We start from the raw sequence: 17,158 nt of genomic DNA, 5'->3' as shown, positions 1-17,158 counted from the left end.
ATACACGATAATATTCGAATATGGAGGGAAAACATCTTGAGAACCATTAAATTGGGCAGCAGCACACTTGAAGTACCTGTAGTCGCTGTGGGTTGCATGCGGATTAATTCACTAGACGGTAAGGAAGCTGAACATTTTGTTCGTTCTGCAATGGAAGTTGGGGCGAATTTCTTTGACCATGCTGACATATATGGTACAGGAACATGTGAGGAGATCTTCGCCGAAGCAGTACAGATGAATCCCCAAGTTCGTGAAAATATGATTCTTCAATCCAAATGCGGTATTCGCAAAGGAATGTTTGATTTCTCCAAAGAGCATATTCTGAATTCGGTGGATGGTATTCTTCAGCGTCTGAAAACGGAATACCTTGACGTTCTGCTGCTGCACCGTCCGGATGCTTTGGTTGAGCCGGAAGAAGTGGCTGAAGCCTTTGATCAACTGGAGCGCGAAGGTAAAGTGCGTCACTTCGGGGTGTCCAACCAGAATCCGAACCAGATCGAACTGTTGAAAAAATACGTGAAACAGCCACTGGTTGCCAACCAGTTGCAGATGAGTATTACCAACACAACGATGATCGACAGCGGAATCAACGTGAACATGGAGAACGATGCTGCGGTTAACCGTGATGGCAGCATTCTTGATTATTGTCGTCTCCATGATATCACCATTCAGCCGTGGTCCCCGTTCCAGTACGGATTCTTCGAAGGCGTATTCCTGGGTAGCGACAAGTTCCCGGAATTGAATGCTAAGATCGACGAGATTGCTGCGAAGTATGACGTGAGCAATACAACGATTGCAATCGCTTGGTTGCTTCGTCACCCTGCGCAGATGCAGCCTGTGACAGGCACGATGAATATTGAACGTCTGCAAGATTGTGTAAAAGCAGGAGATGTTCATCTCACTCGTCCAGAGTGGTATGAAATTTATCGTGCGGCAGGTAATATACTGCCTTAAATGCAAGTTATAGTGAGCATACTGACTAATGAGTCAGTTGAGAGCACGAGCCGATAGATGGCTCGTGTTTTTTGTCTATTTTCAGGTTTGATGCCGAGTACGTTTCCGATATAAAATAAGGATAGGGGTCTGTATTTTAATTAAAGGATTAAAATGTAATTAATACAAATTAGTTGAAATTATTATATTGACCGATACTTTTTAATTACATATAATTACTTTTGCATACCGATAATCCTGTATATGTTTTTTATTTTGGAGGGTGGTGTTCGTTTGGAGCCGACAACCACGATACGCGATCATTTAGAAAGTTATTTGAAGCGTGAACAGATGTCCATTAGTCATTTTTCGGAAACGTCAGGGATTAATTCGGGTACGCTGAGCAATATTTTGAATAAAAATCGGCCTATTGCCATGCAGCAGTTGGATCGCATTACTTCCGCCATGAGACTGGAAGAAGGTTACTTCTATGAGTTATACATAGATGAGTGTTTTGTACATGCAACCCCGGACTGGCGAAGGTTGGGACCGTTCCTTCATCGCTGTGCCGAGTTGGACAAGCTGGACTGTATTGAAGAGGTTATTCGTCTGATGATGGATAATCTGTCCTATATTCCTTTGTTATTTGATGTGGCTGAAGAATTCTACCAAGCAGGTAAATTCAAACCGGCCATCCTTCTATATGAGAACATCGCTGAAAGCGAGAAAATGCAGCATTCCGAGCGGCTTGCACTCTGTCAGTATCGGCTGTTCAGGTTGGGGTTAACCAATGATCAGCAGCGGAATCTGATTATTGCAGCTCGGTTTGAATACTATGTGGATCGGTTGGATGAACGTTATCAGTTGGATGCGCTTAACGAACTCATTAATGCGTTTGGAGCATTGCATAGATGGAACAAGGTTCAGGAGTTATCTGAAAAATTGAAAGTAAAAGCGTCCATTCATTATGAGATGAATGGACGACGGAAACAAGAAGAGACGAAAAGACCCATTGTCTTCTATATTCTTTACTCTTATCTAGCTGCAGGAAGTGCCTGTTATCATTTGAAGGACTACACTGGGGCACTTAACTATGTTTCTTTATATTCGGATAACCGTTGGGTGAGGAACCCGGATCAAGATGAGATGGTCGTTATGAATCAGTTTCAGGAATGGGCTGAAGCTAATCGTTATATATATCATTTAATGGGGGGTCAGTTTGAGGTATTACCTGATTATCTGGCGTATATTTCAACAAAGGAAAATGAGATATTTCCAGCGCTTTGTGATATTGTAACGGCGGCTAATCGTTATGATAAGGATATTGATCATGTACTTAAACAGTATGAATCCTACTTCACTTATCAGGAACAGAGTAACCGGATTGGTAAAGTGAGCAGACAGGTTACGGATGATCGATATTTACGACTTTTAGCAGATTTGGGCGCATACTATTTAAAGAAGGACGAGTTTCATTTAGGAATAGAATTTGTTCTGGATAGTTTGAGATTTTCTATTGAAATTAGCAGTGGGCGAGGTATGCTTAGAGGTGTCGGACTGTTTGAGCAATACCGGGAATTTGCATCTGAGACGGCGAAACAGCAATACAAAATGATAATTAGTGAGGTGCAGAAACTCAATGAAGAGAAAGTTGGCTTTGCTGATAGCTACCTGTAGTATCGTTGTATTCACCGTAGCTCCTGCTACGGAACCTGTCCCAGACATTAACATCCCGAACCCCGAAATTATGAGACCTGCTGATCATGGATTTGGAACTTAATAAAATGTTAAGAGAAACGCTTCTGATTTATTTCAGAAGCGTTCTTTTTGTGTGTATTCAAGTGGAAGAATAAGTATGTCTTATCTCATATGCGCTTTTGATTGGCATAATACACTAAAATATGACAAAAGGGAGGGGTATTATGGATCGCCTGGATTTGATGTCACGGATCGAAGATGCCAGACAGTTGTTATATCGCATGCATATGGAGTACGACAGTCTGCTTCACCCTGAAGTGATCCAGCAATCCGTAGTCCTGGACGGTCTAATTAATCAATATAATAGAACCAAGGTAGAAAAGACGATGAATTAAGTTCGCCTATTTACATTTGCGTTTTTGTATACTATAGTTAGTTACATGAGTAACTAACCGACTAACTAAATAATGAATACGTATGAAAGTTGGAGGCACATGAAATCGACTTTGGATGAATCCCAGCCTATTTTTCATCAGATTGCCACGATGATTATGGACGATATTGTGGAGGGCAGATTGAAGGTGGAAGAACAAGTTCCCTCAACCAATGAGCTGTCACGCTTCTACAACATCAATCCCGCTACAGCCCGCAAAGGACTCCAGGAACTCGTGGACAAGGGGATAATATACAAACAGCGAGGTGTTGGGATGTTTGTTGCGAAGGGAGCAAGAGAAGCCTTGCTCATTGAACGAAAGCAGGATTTTTATGAAGAATACATTAAGCCTTTACTTGAAGAAGCCAGACGTATTCACATGAATGAAGACATGATTATTGATCTGATTCGCGGCAAGCAAGATAAGGAGAGTGAGTTATGATTCATATGGAGCAAGTCAACTACAGTTATCAGAAGACACCCGTTCTGAACCAGGTTACGCTGCATGAGAGTGAGCCAATCATTAGTGCAATCTGGGGAAGAAATGGGGCGGGCAAAACAACCCTGATGAGTATACTCGCAGGGCATAACCGCCCGGACAGTGGAACCGTTCAGATCATGGGTCAAGATCCCTATAATAATCTGGCTGCTCAAGAGCATCTATGTTACATCCAGGAGAATCATCCCTTGGGGAAAAACTGGACGGTTAGTGATATGGTTCAAATGGGGCAATATTTTCATCCGCAGTGGAATCAGGAATTAGCGGAGCGGTTAATCGATGTGTTCGAATTACCAGCGAAGAAGAAGATCAATAAATTTTCGAAAGGCATGAAGACGGCCACTCAGATTATATTAGGTCTTGCCAGTCATGCAAAGATAACTATTCTGGATGAACCGACCAATGGGCTCGATGCGGAGAAGCGTAAATTTTTCTATAATGCGCTACTGGAAAGTTACGAAGATGACCCGCGTCTGATCCTGATATCCAGTCATCATATTGAGGAGATTCAGCCTTTATGTGAGTCCCTTATCGTTTTGCAAGCCGGAGAGGTGATATTAAATCAGCCTATGGAAGAAATGCGCGAAAAAGGAGTTCTTCTAACAGGGAGAATAGAAGATGTTAGTCGGGTGACAGCAGATGTTAAAGTTATCGAATCTTCCCAGATGGGATCGACTGTGAAAGTGATGATTGATGAGCCCTACTCGAAAATGTGGAAGGATATCGCTCATGCACAGGGGCTTTCCATTGAGAAAGCGACATTACAGGATTATTTGGTTAACAGGACCCGTAAACAAGAGGGGGTTAAACCGTGAATGCAGTAAAAGGCACCAATCGTTTAATTCAGGATGATATGCGTTTGTATTTGATCATATTTACATCCATCGCTCTAATGCTCACTGTTGTATATCTGGCCATTGGTTTCATATTTGATGTCTCGTATACCACGCAGCTGTTTGGCCCCATGTACGGAGGGATATGCACGTTCGCGATCGGGGGAATCATTACTCTGTTCCCGGTTGCGATTGGTATGGGCAGTACACGAATTCAATTCATGAAATCCTTCTATATGAACTCGGTATGGATGGTTGCAGGTACCATGGCCATTTTACATGTGGTGTATTTCCTCATACACCTGCTTCAGGAAAGTGGTATGGTTGACGTTACCCTCTATCAACCAGGCATGTTGTATTCAAACGAATATCATTTCTTAGCCTACCTATGGATCGATCTGATGTGTGGCTTTCTCGTATTGGGATTCTCTGTCTTCCCAACGGTATGCTGGATGCGATTGGGGTTGCGTAACTTCTTCATTATGTTCTTTGGGGTAGGCTTGGTCATTACGCTGATTATTACATTGGGTGATCTTGGTGAGTTTATGTTGTGGATTGCTGGGATTAATCGCATGACATTGTTTACCGTTCTTGGGTTCATAGGTGGTGCGCTACTTCTCTCTACGTACCCGATGATGAAGAATGCGCCGCTTACCATGAAATCCAAAAGAGACTGACAGCATATTGTTATATGAAGCAACCGGGGCTAATGAAAGTATGCGAAAATTCCTCGAATACCAAAGACACGAGTGCGAACACGCCTCGTGTTTTTGGTATCATCTTAGCTTGCTGACTACTGATTATACTATTCATCAATCGCTGTTCAATTCAAGGAATGTGTATGTGTTAAGCCTGAGCTTGTGGTTTGAATCCTTCGTCTTGGAGATACTCGCCAGCTTCGCTACGTGTTTCAAAGGCCATATCCAGATTATCGCCGGAATACACATACCACATGTCATCTTCATATTTTAAAGTCAGCGTATGTCCATCTTCATCGACCCATGTTCCGCCACCCGTAGAAGTTGGAGCCAATGCAGGGGCAGCTTTTATTTGTTCTGGCTCTTTGAATTCAACTGCATTGGGATTGTGAGACATCGCTTGGATCGTTTCATCTAACAAGGTGCGCAGATCTGCTTCGGAGTAATCGCGAATATTGACGAATCCTTTCGCATCGGTCTCATAGTCAGGCAGTAGACCTGCATAGATATAACCGTTACCGTTAGGGTGAATGTGGAGAGCAACAATTTTTTTATCATACGCACTTTCCTCGTAGTGGAAATTCACACGACCGAGAGAAACGTCTTTGCGTTGCAGTTGGGGATACGATTGTAACACTTCAAGCTTTTGTTCCACGTTAAGCATAATTGCCTCCTAGATATTGTTGGGTAGGGGTGATTATACCATAGGTGTTCGCTTATGACGATTCGGAACTACTCAGCAAAATACTTCGCCCCAGTTCTTTCAGATGTTCCATAGCTTGCAGGTAAGGATAAGGCCCATAGCTTACGCGTGCTACACCCAATGCGGCAAGTTGTTTGGGTGAAGGCTCAGGAGACGTAACCATGATGTTAATTGGCAGCGGTGAACGCTCACACAATTCTTGAATCAACTGGTGATCCTGTAAGCCGGGTACGAACAGACCGCTGGCCCCTGCATCTGCATAACGGTTCGAACGCATGAGTGTTTCCTCCAGCAGGGAATGGTTATGGTGTTCTGGTGCATGTTGCAGAAAAATATCTGTGCGGGCGTTAATGAACAAAGGTATGCCTGCCTGCTCGGCAGCTTCCCGGGCGGCGGACAGTCTCGGGCATTGCTCCTCCACAGTGTACAATCCCAACCCAGCGGGAAGTTGATCTTCAATGTTAATTCCTACAGCACCATGATCGATGACTTGCAGGACATTTTGCTTCACTTCTGACACCAACCTCCCATACCCTCCCTCTATATCAATCGTTACAGGCAGATCCACGCTCGCTGTAATCCGTGCGAGATTGGCAAGTACCAGATGGAATGGCATGGCTTGGCCATCTTGCTCACCATGGGCCGCAGCAACGGACCAGCTTCCGGTCGCAATGGCCGTTGCGCCAGCGGATTGAATGGCTTGTGCACTTCCGGCATCCCACACATTGACCAGAACTAGTGGTTTGCTTTTCACATGGTATTGTTGGAACAACGCTGCCTTCTCTTCTAAGATCCTCATATTAGGACGACTCTCCTTTGTTATATCATGTATTCCTTTAGTATTTGATGCGTACTTTATTGCTTCATTTTCGTTATTCGCAGCTACCCTGTTCCTGTTGTTTCTCATGCGTCAAAAGCCAGTTCTTGCGAGTTAATCCCCCGCCGTATCCGCCTAGTTCACCACTGGCATTGATTACACGGTGACATGGGATCACAATGGCAAGCTGATTAGCCCCATTCGCCTGTGCTACGGCTCGGCAAGCAGTCGGTTTACCGAGTGCATTGGCAATTTCCTGATATGACCTCGTTTCACCTGCCGGAATGGCCATTAGCTGTTCCCATACCTGTTTTTGAAATAGTGTTCCTAAACAGAACAACGGAGTGTCGAATGCTGTCCTTTTTCCTTGAAAGTACTCGTTTAGTTCACGCTCAATGGACTGTATGGGAGCCGTAGTACCAGGTACGATAGCTGATTTGGTCCGTTTGCGCAGGCGCTCAACTTCGCGTTCCAGGCCTCTACGATCCACAAATTCCAGTAAATATAGGGCCTCATCATCTGCAATAGCCATCATCGGACCAAGGCGGGTGTCAATCCAGGACGCTTTTAGAACTTGCCCTTCATGAACTTGAGTGGGAGCAGCACCCATGATCCGTGAAAAGGCATCGCGGAAGCCGCTGCTTGACTCGTATCCGGTAGATAATTGACTATCAATCACGGTGCGTCCAGAACGAATATTCTTCAGGGCAAGCCCCATGCGTCGGGCGCGGGCATATTCGACAAAGGTCATGCCAAACCGCTTCTTGAACTGTCGGCGTGCCGTAGATTCATCGATGGAGAGTGCCTTGAAGTCCTGTCCTTTCCAGCGTTTCTCCGGATTTTCCTCCACAGCTTCGACTAATAGGCGAACCACATCGGAGACTTGGTTGGGATGAGAGAGCGGGCGGCAGCGCTGGCAAGGGCGATAAGAGGCCAGAAGTGCCTGCTGAGCCGTCTCATAGAATTCGCAGTTTTCGAATTTTGGTTTTCGTGCAGGGCATGTGGGACGACAGAACACACCTGTGGTTCGGACCCCTACATAGAATAAACCCTCGTATTCCGAATCCTTGGCCACAAGCGCCTCGTAATATTGTTCCTTCAGATCAGCAGAAATCATGGGGGCACGTCCTTACCTCATTAGAATCTTTATCTATAACCTATTATAGAAAAACGTTACGGCATGCATCGCCGAAAATCAGGCATGAATATTGGAAAGATTGCATTGAATATCCCGATGAAATTTGGTTGTTCAGAATTTGTTTAGAGTGAACTGGTAGTATAGACCTATCATCGTGAATCGACTTAGGCAAAGATACCTAGGTGTCGAAAAACATAATTGTATCTTGTTCATTGTTATAGGAAAAACACATAGGTAAACATGAAATTAAAGATTAACGGAATGAAATTTTGGAGGTCGACTAGAATGAAATATTCTACGTACAAAAGCATATATGAATCCGTTTATACCAAAACGTCTGATTCTCGCACCTTGCATTTTAAAGAGCAATTCTTGCAGCGTGTGAAGACACCAACCCGGCTATTGAAGATCGCCACCATAACTCTAATTATAATCATAGGGTGCAGTGCTGTATTCACCGTGTTTGCCGGAGATGAGCAAGTGTTATCGGGGGACCGAATCGTTGTATCTCCGGGAGATACGCTGTGGGGTATCTCTGTGGCACATAAACCTCAGCAGATGGACACGCGTGTGTATGTAGAAGCCATTAAGAAAGTGAACAAACTTGAGCATAACGCCATCCGGATTGGAGAAGTGTTAGTTTTGCCGGGGTTTGATCGATAGAATCATCTGTGCATGATGTCATGAACAAAGCTCTTTTTTATTCATTGAAATGCTGTCACATACTGAATTTATGAATCATTTACATATAATGGAGCTTCATGAGGGACGATATGGTGTAGTGATTAATAAGTGGTGTGCTATATAAGTTGAACTAAAGAATATTTACACTGACACTACGATGACAGAATAACCTTCCAATCGCTGTTATCTCCAGATTTTTTCGATTCCCTTTTCCAAAGGGGAAAATCCGGGGATAGCGTATGCTTTCGAAGTAGCTTTCTTTCAGAAAGCTTGTAGCTTCGCTTTTTCAGATTGTTTCTGTCCTCTCCGTTATCGTGTAAATGATTAATTCAACTGATATAGATGTATGTGCTGTAGATGAATGAAGGGAGAATGAGATGATGACCATGAATATAAAGAAATCTGTACTTTGCATGTCTGTGCTCTGTATTTCGCTAGTCGTTAGTGCCTGTGGTGCCAAAAATAATAACGAATCCGTTCAGGAACACGCCTATCCGCAATCGAAGCAACCCATAGAGGAAGCTGGAGAGAGCTCTGTGCCAAATGCGGATGCGAAGAATAACAGTGATCAAGGAAGTGCGAGTGGTGATGAGGGCAAGCCTGCGGCTCAATCGGAATCCACTGGACCATCTGAGCAGATTGATATCGTCATTGACCAGTCGGAGAAACCGATCGAGGGCAACAGCTTTGATTTTGGCATTAAACAAGTTCCGAAGGGCTATACACTAACGGAGATGCGATGGACGTCTAACACGGTGACCATTGTGAATTCGCTACAGGAAGCCATCGAACATGGTGGAAATGGCGAAGAGGGGTTTTACTTTAGCGGAAATGGACAATTCTCCGGATTTATCTACTCGGATGAGATGAAGGGCGAGCGTGGCAAAGCCACATTTGTCTTCACCAATGATGAGGGGAACGAAATCATGGCCGAGAAGGAAATTACGTTGAAATAGCACATACCTCATGCAGGCTCAGTCTGGAGCTTGTTGAACAGGAAAAGCAGCCCATTCGGCTGCTTTTTTCGAAGTGTATGAATACAAGGTCACAGACCTTTCTGTTGCTATATCTGTAAAGAATGAACTAAAGATTTACACAAGAACGTAGAGGACAGTAATAACCAGAAGAAGCGGAGCTAAAAGCTTTCTAAAGGAAAGCTGCTTCGGAAGCATAAACTTCGCCTTTATCCCCTGATTTTCACCTTTATAAAAAGAATTAAAAAATCGGGGGATAACAGCGATCTGAAGGTTGTTCTGTCATCGGAGTGGCAAGTGTAAAAATTACTTTTTAGTTCATTTTATATAGTTGCTACATAAAGTCAAAGAAATAACGGACCACGTGGAACATTACCGGAGAGGTGTAGGTCAGGCTGTCGACCCGGCTCAGGTAGCTTTTTTTGAGCGAATCAAACTTGTTGTCATCCCCGATTAACAGATCGCGCTTCAGTACAGACACGGTGAGACTGCCGAAGAATCCGGCCAAACTGATCAGCACCCCGATGAACAGCGAGAATTTCCAATCAAATGGTGTCAGGTAGGGATGGATGAAATAAGACGTAGCTGTCGTTACAATGAACGCACATGCGAACCCCTCCCAGGTGACAAACGGATTGGCGGTAGGTACCACTTTTCGTTTGCCCAGATAGAGAGAGACCAGATAATGCACCACATCGTTAAGCTGTGTTAACACGACCAGGAACAGTACCAGCTTGGACCCATACTCCGGTGTGGCGAACGGGAAATAGGCCAGGTGGCTCAGCCCGAAGACCATCAGCATCAATCCCCATTGTGTGGAGCTGACACTGCGCAGGAATCCGACCGTACCTTTGTTGATCAGGCGCGGCAAGGGAAGCACCAGGAACACATATAGTGGAATAAACACGATAAACATGCCATACCATCCAATGTAGATCCAATAGAACTGAACCGGAATCGCCAGATACGCCCATAGGAACAGCCTGCGGTCGGCTTTGCGTGTACTGCGAATCATGGAGAAGTATTCTTTGAGTGAGAAGAATGCCAATACCATGAGGGAGATCAGGGACACGATGGGGTTGAAAAGGGTAGCGAGGCAGAAGATCACGAACATGCCCCACCAGGTTTTGATTTTTTGGCCGATGCCTGAATAGTCTTTGCTTGGTTGAAGCTTCGCAATCACTTTGTAGACGATATGTATCACAAGTAAAGCTGTGAAGATTAACGTTAGAGTAAAGAGTGAGCTGCTCACGTACCGATCACCTGCTTATTCAAAGTAAGATTCCATTATAGGGCACCTATGTTATTATGAAGGAATAGTGCCAACTTGATAAGGGGAAATTTTGCTATGACAGATGAACGCTCCATCTATATTTTGCTTACGAATACAGGAACGTTGTTTACCAAGGTTATTCAGAGCTATACCCGAGCGCCATATAATCACGCATCAATCGCATTTGACAAGGAATTATCCGAACTGTACAGCTTCGGTCGCAAGCATCCGAGTAATCCGCTGAACGGCGGGTTTGTGAAGGAAGATATTCAGACAGGTACATACAGCAAGTATCCCAATACCACATGTGTCATATATGAGCTTCAGGTCACGGATCGTGAAGTGGAAAAGATGAAACGTGTGCTGCACATCTTCATCCGCAGTCGCCAGAAATATATGTACAATCTGCTCGGCGTGATTGGCATTACGCTCAAGGAGCCGGTGGAGTTCAGCAACTCCTACTTCTGCTCCCAATTTGTAGCCGAGATTCTACAGCGTTCAGGCATCAAGTTATGGAACAAGTTGCCGGCGCTCGTGACACCGGATGATTTTCGCCAGAGTGAACGATTGCAAATGGTCTATGAAGGGAAATTGAGTGAGTATACGTTGGGGAATGCAGAGCAGGAATAGGGTCGGTGCGTGTGCCGATGCTTGCCAAGGAGTTCAACCATAAACCAGCCTGCTGCCACGAGATGACGAGGCAACAGGCTGTTTGTGTATTTCATATAGATAATGGTGAGAGCCGATTTCTAAGGAACACAGGACGTCTTATTTGGCCTCTCGGCCCTCTTTTGAAAATGTAAGGAACACGAGACACGTTATTTCCCGCAATCACTTGATAAATACGCTGCAAACGGTTATTTATTCAGGTATAGCGTGTCTCAGGTTCATTAGATTTCTGTGGGCGCTTCAAACCGCTCAATAAGACGCCTCAGATTCTTTAGCGATCCGGTTCAGCTCAGCTTTTGCCCCAACCCCGTGGGTGAGAGGAAGGATTCGATTCGCGGCCGTCCAAGTGCAGTATATCATTTGAAGGGACGAAATTCATTATGCATATGCACAATGAATTTCGTCCTTTCATCAATATTTATTCTCGCCTCCAGCAACTATAATGAAAGCGTGTTCAACAAGTGCATGGGGGGCAATTACTAATGGAACCTTTAACAATTAGCTGGATTGGCGCGCTGGCAGGACTGGCTATAGCCATCATTTTAATTTTGAGGAAGCTGAATCCGGTCTATTCTTTATTTCTGGGTGCAATTGTAGGCGCTTTAATTGGCGGAGCGAACCTGGATGAGACCGTAAATATACTGGTAAATGGCACACAAAGTGTTATGGGAACGGTACTCCGTGTATTAGCCGCCGGGGTGCTTGCAGGTGTCATGATGGAATCGGGAGCGGCGGAGACGATAGCGCAGGCGATCGTACGTAAATTTGGCGGAAGCAAAGCGATTCTCGCCTTGGCACTGGCTACGATGATCATTACCGCGGTTGGGGTATTTATCCCCGTAGCCGTGCTGATCGTTGCACCAATCGCATTGTCTGTAGGTAATAAAATGGGCATATCCAAATTGGCACTGCTGCTGGCTTTATCCGGTGGAGGCAAGGCGGGCAACATTATCTCCCCGAATCCCAATACCATTGCAGCAGCACGCGGGTTCGATCTGGATCTGAGCAATGTCATGTTGGCTGGCGTAATTCCCGCCATCTGCGGCTTGATTGTAACTGTAATTGTAGCTTCAATGCTCAAGAACAAGGGGGTTATGGTTTCTGACCAGGAAGCCGAACAGGGCGATATAGATACATCGAAGTATCCTCCACTGAGCAAAGCCATTGTTGCTCCGTTGGTAGCGATCATTTTGTTGATGATCAATCCCATCGGCTCTATTACGGGCATTGATGTATTGTCTACTTTCAAAGTGGATGCGATGTACATCCTGCCGATTGCAGGCATCATCGGTATGCTGGCGATGGGGCAAGGCAGAAACATCGTGAAATATACAACCTCAGGATTAAACAAGATGACAGCAACTGTGCTCATTCTAGTAGGTGCAGGCGGAATCGCAGGACTTATCTCTGCTTCAGATCTGTCGGGTCAGGTCGTTGGTCTGATCGAAGCATCCGGAATATCCGGCACCTTCCTCGCACCAATCGCGGGCATTCTGATGGCGGCAGCAACGGCTTCGACATCGACGGGGGTTATCTTGGCAACAGGTTCCTTCGGTGATGCCATCCTGAACATGGGCACAGCACCACTCGCGGCCGCTGTTATGGTGCACACCGGGGCTACTGTCATCGATTCCCTGCCACAGGGAAATTACTTCCACGTGTCTGCTGACAGCATGAAGATGACAATTCGTCAGCGGATGGGCGTTATTCCATATGAAGCAATTGTAGGTGGCACGATGGCGATCGTTGCAACGATATTGTACGGATTTATCCTTTAATTCTTGAATTTAACGGATGGAGTGAGAGAGATGAGAGATACGGTAGAAAATAGAGGCATGACGTTTGTTCTGGCACCAGATTCGTTTAAAGAAAGCATGACTGCGAAAGAAGTATGTATCGCGATGGAAAAAGGATTGCGTAAAATATATCCGACCGCAGGATATATTCATGTCCCCATGGCGGATGGTGGGGAAGGCACGGTCCAGTCCCTTGTGGATGCTTCTGGCGGTTCCCTTCACCAGAAAAAGGTGAGTGGACCCTTAGGTCAGACCGTGACTGCCCAGTATGGCATTCTGGGTGACGGAACAACGGCGGCCATAGAGATGGCATCGGCCAGTGGCATACATCTGGTTACCAAGGAAGCCCGAGACCCGCTACGGACGACAACGTATGGAACAGGAGAGTTAATTCGGGCATGTCTGGATCTGGGTATCCGTAAAATGATTATCGGCATTGGTGGCAGTGCGACGAATGATGGTGGTGCTGGTATGGCTGAAGCGCTTGGTGCCAAGTTTCTGGATGCACAGGGTCAACCGCTTGCGCGGGGTGGTGGGGCTTTGAATCAACTTGCTCAGATTGATGTATCCGGTCTGGATGAGCGTTTGAAGGAAGTGGAATTCATTGTCGCCTGTGATGTGACCAATCCGCTCTGCGGGGAGCATGGGGCATCAAGGGTGTTTGGGCCACAAAAGGGGGCTACCCCAGAGATGGTTGAGCAGCTGGATGCGAACCTGTCCCATTATGCAGATGTAGTGAAACAGCAACTGTACAAAGATATCCGTGATATACCAGGTGCCGGAGCGGCTGGCGGATTGGGTGCGGGACTTTTGATTTTTACACAGGCAGTGCTACGTAAAGGGATTGAAATTGTCATTGAATATACGGAGTTGCGTGAAAAATTGGTTGCTGCGGATGTGGTATTTACGGGCGAGGGCGGTATTGACTTCCAAACGAAATTTGGTAAAACGCCCTATGGTGTTGCTCGGGCAGCCAAGGAAGCGGGTAAACCTGTGATTGCCCTTGCAGGCTATGTAGGTGAAGGGATCGACACCCTGTACGCGGAAGGCATTGATGCCATATTTGGTATTGTGCCTGGGGCAGCAGATCTGGAGCAACTATTGCGAGAAGGCCCGGAAAATGTAGAGCGTACAACCGAGAACATTGCCAGGGTGCTGAAACTGGGTCTACTCTCTTAGAACAGTGACGATCGGGATTGTACGGGGAGTTACGCAATCGTATGGAATGCGATGTAAAAAAGACGGGATACGGATATGCCTGAAATCAGGCGGCCTGTGTCTCGTCTTTTGCTGTTCTGTAAGCTGTTAGGACGTTATTGGTAGAACGCGAGTAGTCCGTGGGTCAGTTCAATGAGTTCCAGCAGATTACGGGGGTCTTTGCCCGTCAGGGTCTGTATGCGTTTGAGCCGATATTGAAGCGTATTGCGGTGAATATTGAGATGGTCCGCTGTTGTGCTCATACTGCCGTTATGGTGGATAAAACTGCGGAGCGTGTCCAGCAGATCGGCTGTATCCTCAAGTTTGCTGATAATATTGGCATGAGGGGTTAGATCAGCTGCGCTGAATCGTACCAGAAAGGGCACATCCTCATACCGAATGATCGGTGTGTCTGGTTGAAGTGCCAACAGGATGTTCATCACAGACCGGGCCTGTTCATAACCGGTGGCGATGTTCGCTTCTTTTTGACTAACGGCGATGAATGCTTCGGGTGAAATCTGACTCAAAGTCTGGATTGTAGGATCAACATCTGCTTCATTCTGGATCATAATGATCTGTGTGTCGCCATTACCTTCAACAGAGAATGAAGGAACTTGGAGCAATATTCGGTTGATCTCAGTGTCCGCAGCCATGGATTTACTGGGGAAACGGATATATAGAAGAACGGTCGGCAATTGTAGGTCAATGCGGTATTGCAGGGCTTCCTTTTTGACCTTCTGTGAGTAGGAACCGGATTGGTTCAGCAGTCGTTCGATAAAGGCTTTTTTACGTGAAGCTTCATGGGCCATGCTTTCCAATTGATTACGCTGTTCGATCAGGAGAGATACGGTGGTACGCACGATGTTGCAGAAAGGCCGAACTTCATCCGGATGACCGGATATGCCAATGACTCCGACATGCTGCTGATTGATGAGAATCGGTTCATTGGTCCCCATTTTCTCAAGTATGCCATCTTCCCAGACCTCAACCATGCTTCCTGTCGTCAACGCGCGGACAGCGCCCTGATGAACGGTGCCCACACGTTCCTTCTGACCACTTCCAATAATAATGCCGTGCTCATTCATGATGTTGATGTTGTATGGAATGTCCTGCATCATTTTATCTACGATATCCTGTGCCTGTCTCTCCGATAGCTGCAACAACGAAGTTCCACCCCTTCCATCTTATCGTGCAAAATGTACCTCTTCTCTGATGAGAATTCCGTCCGATATCCATATTGTGCATCTGAACGAAATTATAGAGTAATGGTAAGGCTTACACAAGCAGGTCCGTTCCATTTGAAAGAGTTCATGGATTGTTGGGCACTTCATGTATAGTTGTCCGTTCAGGTCAATTCGGTCACGTTACCATTATCCGTTACGGAGCCTTGTGCACTGTTCAGGTAATCTAGGTGTGCTTTGCCCCAACCACACATGCCATCCAATAATGCACCAACGGTCTGACCGTGTTCGGACAGGCTGTACTCCACCTTGGGTGGAACATCCCCATAGAGCGTGCGCACGATAATTTGATCCTGCTCCAGCTCGCGTAGTTGTTTTGTTAACGTGCCCTGGGCTACATCAGGAATCCTGCGTCGCAGTTCACCGAATCGCTTCGTACCTTCCTTTAATAAAATAAACAAGATAAGGGGTTTCCACTTTCCATTGATGGTCTCCAGTGTTGTCAGTACTCCCTGTAACCTTGGTTCTTGCAAATCCATAGTAATCACCTCGTTTTATAAGACAATGTCTATCTCTATCATATCGGATTTTCGCAATCTCTGCTCGACCACCTCTGTGAAAAAAGGGGAGAAACCGTTGTGATTCGGCCTTCATAGTACGAATATTCGTACTAGGTACGATGTAAATGCGTACTATTCAACCTTCTTCATTTCATGAATAATGAACACAATGTGAGCGAGCATGCACATCCATAACCGGAGATGAGAGGATGATCATAGATGAGTCATTATACATTGAAGAATAAACGGGTCGTCGTTATTGGAGGGAGCTCAGGTATCGGACTGGCTACGGCAATTCAGGCAGCAGAGGCAGGTGCGGATGTGATTATTGCAGGCAGATCAGCGTCCAGACTGGAAGAAGCGAGGGAACAGATTGCGAAGGTTGTGGGCAAAGGCGCTTCTGGGGAAAAGGTAGTGGAAGTTCATGTATTGGATAATCAGGACGAACAGCAACTTGAAGCATTCTTCGCCCGGATCGGCATGTTCGACCATCTCTTCACGCCAGGGGCAGCCTACACTAGAGGCCCGCTGACTTCGGATCGGGAGACGGCAGAGAGTTGTTTCAAAGGCAAGTTCTGGCCTCAATACTTTGCGGCTAAATATGCTGCACCGTCTCTTTCGGCTTCCGGTTCGGTCACGTTAATATCTGGTGGATTCAGCCAGCGGCCACTGGATGGCGGCGCTTCCTATGCCGCATGTAACGGTGCAATTGAGAGTCTGGGGAAAGCACTCGCGATGGAGCTGGCACCGGTTCGTGTGAATGTTGTATCTCCTGGAACCATCTGGCGGGAGGGGCAAGAAGGGACACCGCGTGGTGATCATTTTAAAGATTACGAGAAGCTGTCTCTGCTGAAGCGGGTTGGCTACAATGAAGAAATTGCCCATACAGTTACGTATCTGATGACCAATACATTCACGACTGGCAGCACATTGTATGTGGATGGCGGGTACACTTTGATTTAAGAGTCTGAGTTATATAGGTCCAAAAGAATATGATTTTAAAAATAAAATGATGAAATATGGCGAAAAAAGTTGAGTTCTACCCTGGTTTTGCACTACAGGGTGGATCTTT

Annotated in this window: 18 protein-coding genes; 12 read left to right on the top strand and 6 right to left on the bottom strand. The window is 45.9% G+C overall.

The window, feature by feature from the left end:
• The first annotated feature begins 36 nt into the window (after positions 1-36).
• The 6 genes from MKY85_RS29285 to MKY85_RS29260 all read left to right on the top strand — a co-directional run bounded on the left by MKY85_RS29285 (position 37) and on the right by MKY85_RS29260 (position 5,073).
• Positions 37-954 (top strand): aldo/keto reductase family oxidoreductase, encoded by a 918-nt coding sequence (locus MKY85_RS29285; RefSeq protein WP_253442051.1) that lies wholly within the window; start codon positions 37-39, stop codon positions 952-954.
• A gap of 273 nt (positions 955-1,227) precedes the next feature.
• Complete coding sequence (locus MKY85_RS29280) at positions 1,228-2,610, top strand: transcriptional regulator (RefSeq protein WP_339238767.1); 1,383 nt, start codon at positions 1,228-1,230, stop codon at positions 2,608-2,610.
• Between the two features lie 245 nt (positions 2,611-2,855).
• Entirely contained in the window at positions 2,856-3,026 is a 171-nt protein-coding gene (locus MKY85_RS29275) for an aspartyl-phosphate phosphatase Spo0E family protein (RefSeq protein ID WP_339238766.1), read from the top strand.
• A gap of 99 nt (positions 3,027-3,125) precedes the next feature.
• Complete coding sequence (locus tag MKY85_RS29270) at positions 3,126-3,506, top strand: GntR family transcriptional regulator (RefSeq protein ID WP_339238765.1); 381 nt, start codon at positions 3,126-3,128, stop codon at positions 3,504-3,506.
• Entirely contained in the window at positions 3,503-4,378 is an 876-nt protein-coding gene (locus tag MKY85_RS29265; protein WP_339257969.1) for an ABC transporter ATP-binding protein, read from the top strand. Before MKY85_RS29270 ends, MKY85_RS29265 begins: the two co-directional genes overlap by 4 nt.
• A complete protein-coding gene (locus MKY85_RS29260; protein ID WP_339238763.1) occupies positions 4,375-5,073 on the top strand; it encodes a hypothetical protein in 699 nt (232 codons plus the stop codon). Before MKY85_RS29265 ends, MKY85_RS29260 begins: the two co-directional genes overlap by 4 nt.
• Before the next feature lie 169 nt (positions 5,074-5,242).
• On the opposite strand, the gene MKY85_RS29255 is transcribed toward MKY85_RS29260, so the two are convergent.
• The 3 genes from MKY85_RS29255 to MKY85_RS29245 all read right to left on the bottom strand — a co-directional run bounded on the left by MKY85_RS29255 (position 5,243) and on the right by MKY85_RS29245 (position 7,731).
• Entirely contained in the window at positions 5,243-5,758 is a 516-nt protein-coding gene (locus tag MKY85_RS29255) for a hypothetical protein (RefSeq protein ID WP_339257967.1), read from the bottom strand.
• A gap of 52 nt (positions 5,759-5,810) precedes the next feature.
• Positions 5,811-6,596, bottom strand: coding sequence for an isocitrate lyase/phosphoenolpyruvate mutase family protein (locus MKY85_RS29250; protein ID WP_342571439.1), 786 nt, complete (start codon positions 6,594-6,596; stop codon positions 5,811-5,813).
• Between the two features lie 73 nt (positions 6,597-6,669).
• Entirely contained in the window at positions 6,670-7,731 is a 1,062-nt protein-coding gene (locus MKY85_RS29245) for a trifunctional transcriptional activator/DNA repair protein Ada/methylated-DNA--[protein]-cysteine S-methyltransferase (protein ID WP_342571438.1), read from the bottom strand.
• Positions 7,732-8,037: 306 nt separating this feature from the next.
• Between MKY85_RS29245 and MKY85_RS29240 the strand changes: the two genes are divergently transcribed.
• A complete protein-coding gene (locus MKY85_RS29240) occupies positions 8,038-8,415 on the top strand; it encodes a LysM peptidoglycan-binding domain-containing protein (protein WP_342571437.1) in 378 nt (125 codons plus the stop codon).
• Positions 8,416-8,822: 407 nt separating this feature from the next.
• Positions 8,823-9,392 (top strand): hypothetical protein, encoded by a 570-nt coding sequence (locus MKY85_RS29235; RefSeq protein ID WP_342571436.1) that lies wholly within the window; start codon positions 8,823-8,825, stop codon positions 9,390-9,392.
• Between the two features lie 352 nt (positions 9,393-9,744).
• Here MKY85_RS29235 and MKY85_RS29230 read toward each other — a convergent pair whose 3' ends face one another.
• Positions 9,745-10,662 carry a phosphatidate cytidylyltransferase gene (locus MKY85_RS29230; protein ID WP_124116831.1) on the bottom strand — a complete coding sequence of 306 codons (918 nt, stop codon included), beginning with the start codon at positions 10,660-10,662 and terminating at the stop codon, positions 9,745-9,747.
• Positions 10,663-10,758: 96 nt separating this feature from the next.
• Between MKY85_RS29230 and MKY85_RS29225 the strand changes: the two genes are divergently transcribed.
• The 3 genes from MKY85_RS29225 (at position 10,759) to MKY85_RS29215 (ending at position 14,327) form a co-directional block, all read left to right on the top strand.
• Positions 10,759-11,313, top strand: coding sequence for a hypothetical protein (locus MKY85_RS29225; RefSeq protein ID WP_339238756.1), 555 nt, complete (start codon positions 10,759-10,761; stop codon positions 11,311-11,313).
• 521 nt (positions 11,314-11,834) lie between these two features.
• Positions 11,835-13,130 (top strand): SLC13 family permease, encoded by a 1,296-nt coding sequence (locus tag MKY85_RS29220; RefSeq protein ID WP_339238755.1) that lies wholly within the window; start codon positions 11,835-11,837, stop codon positions 13,128-13,130.
• A gap of 30 nt (positions 13,131-13,160) precedes the next feature.
• The gene (locus tag MKY85_RS29215; protein WP_342571435.1) at positions 13,161-14,327 is read left to right on the top strand and encodes a glycerate kinase; all 1,167 of its coding nucleotides are present in this window, start codon (positions 13,161-13,163) and stop codon (positions 14,325-14,327) included.
• Positions 14,328-14,461: 134 nt separating this feature from the next.
• Here MKY85_RS29215 and MKY85_RS29210 read toward each other — a convergent pair whose 3' ends face one another.
• Both MKY85_RS29210 and MKY85_RS29205 read right to left on the bottom strand, forming a co-directional pair.
• Complete coding sequence (locus tag MKY85_RS29210) at positions 14,462-15,508, bottom strand: sugar diacid recognition domain-containing protein (protein WP_342571434.1); 1,047 nt, start codon at positions 15,506-15,508, stop codon at positions 14,462-14,464.
• Between the two features lie 182 nt (positions 15,509-15,690).
• On the bottom strand, positions 15,691-16,065 hold the full coding sequence (locus MKY85_RS29205; RefSeq protein ID WP_342571433.1) for a helix-turn-helix domain-containing protein: 375 nt from the start codon (positions 16,063-16,065) through the stop codon (positions 15,691-15,693).
• Positions 16,066-16,305: 240 nt separating this feature from the next.
• Here MKY85_RS29205 and MKY85_RS29200 point away from each other — a divergent pair, with 240 nt between their 5' ends.
• Complete coding sequence (locus tag MKY85_RS29200) at positions 16,306-17,049, top strand: SDR family oxidoreductase (protein ID WP_342571432.1); 744 nt, start codon at positions 16,306-16,308, stop codon at positions 17,047-17,049.
• Positions 17,050-17,158: the final 109 nt, after the last annotated feature.

Origin of the sequence: Paenibacillus sp. FSL R5-0749 (assembly GCF_038595085.1) — a bacterium.
Taxonomy (GTDB): Bacteria; Bacillota; Bacilli; order Paenibacillales; family Paenibacillaceae; genus Paenibacillus.
This window is presented reverse-complemented; position numbering and strand designations above follow the sequence as displayed.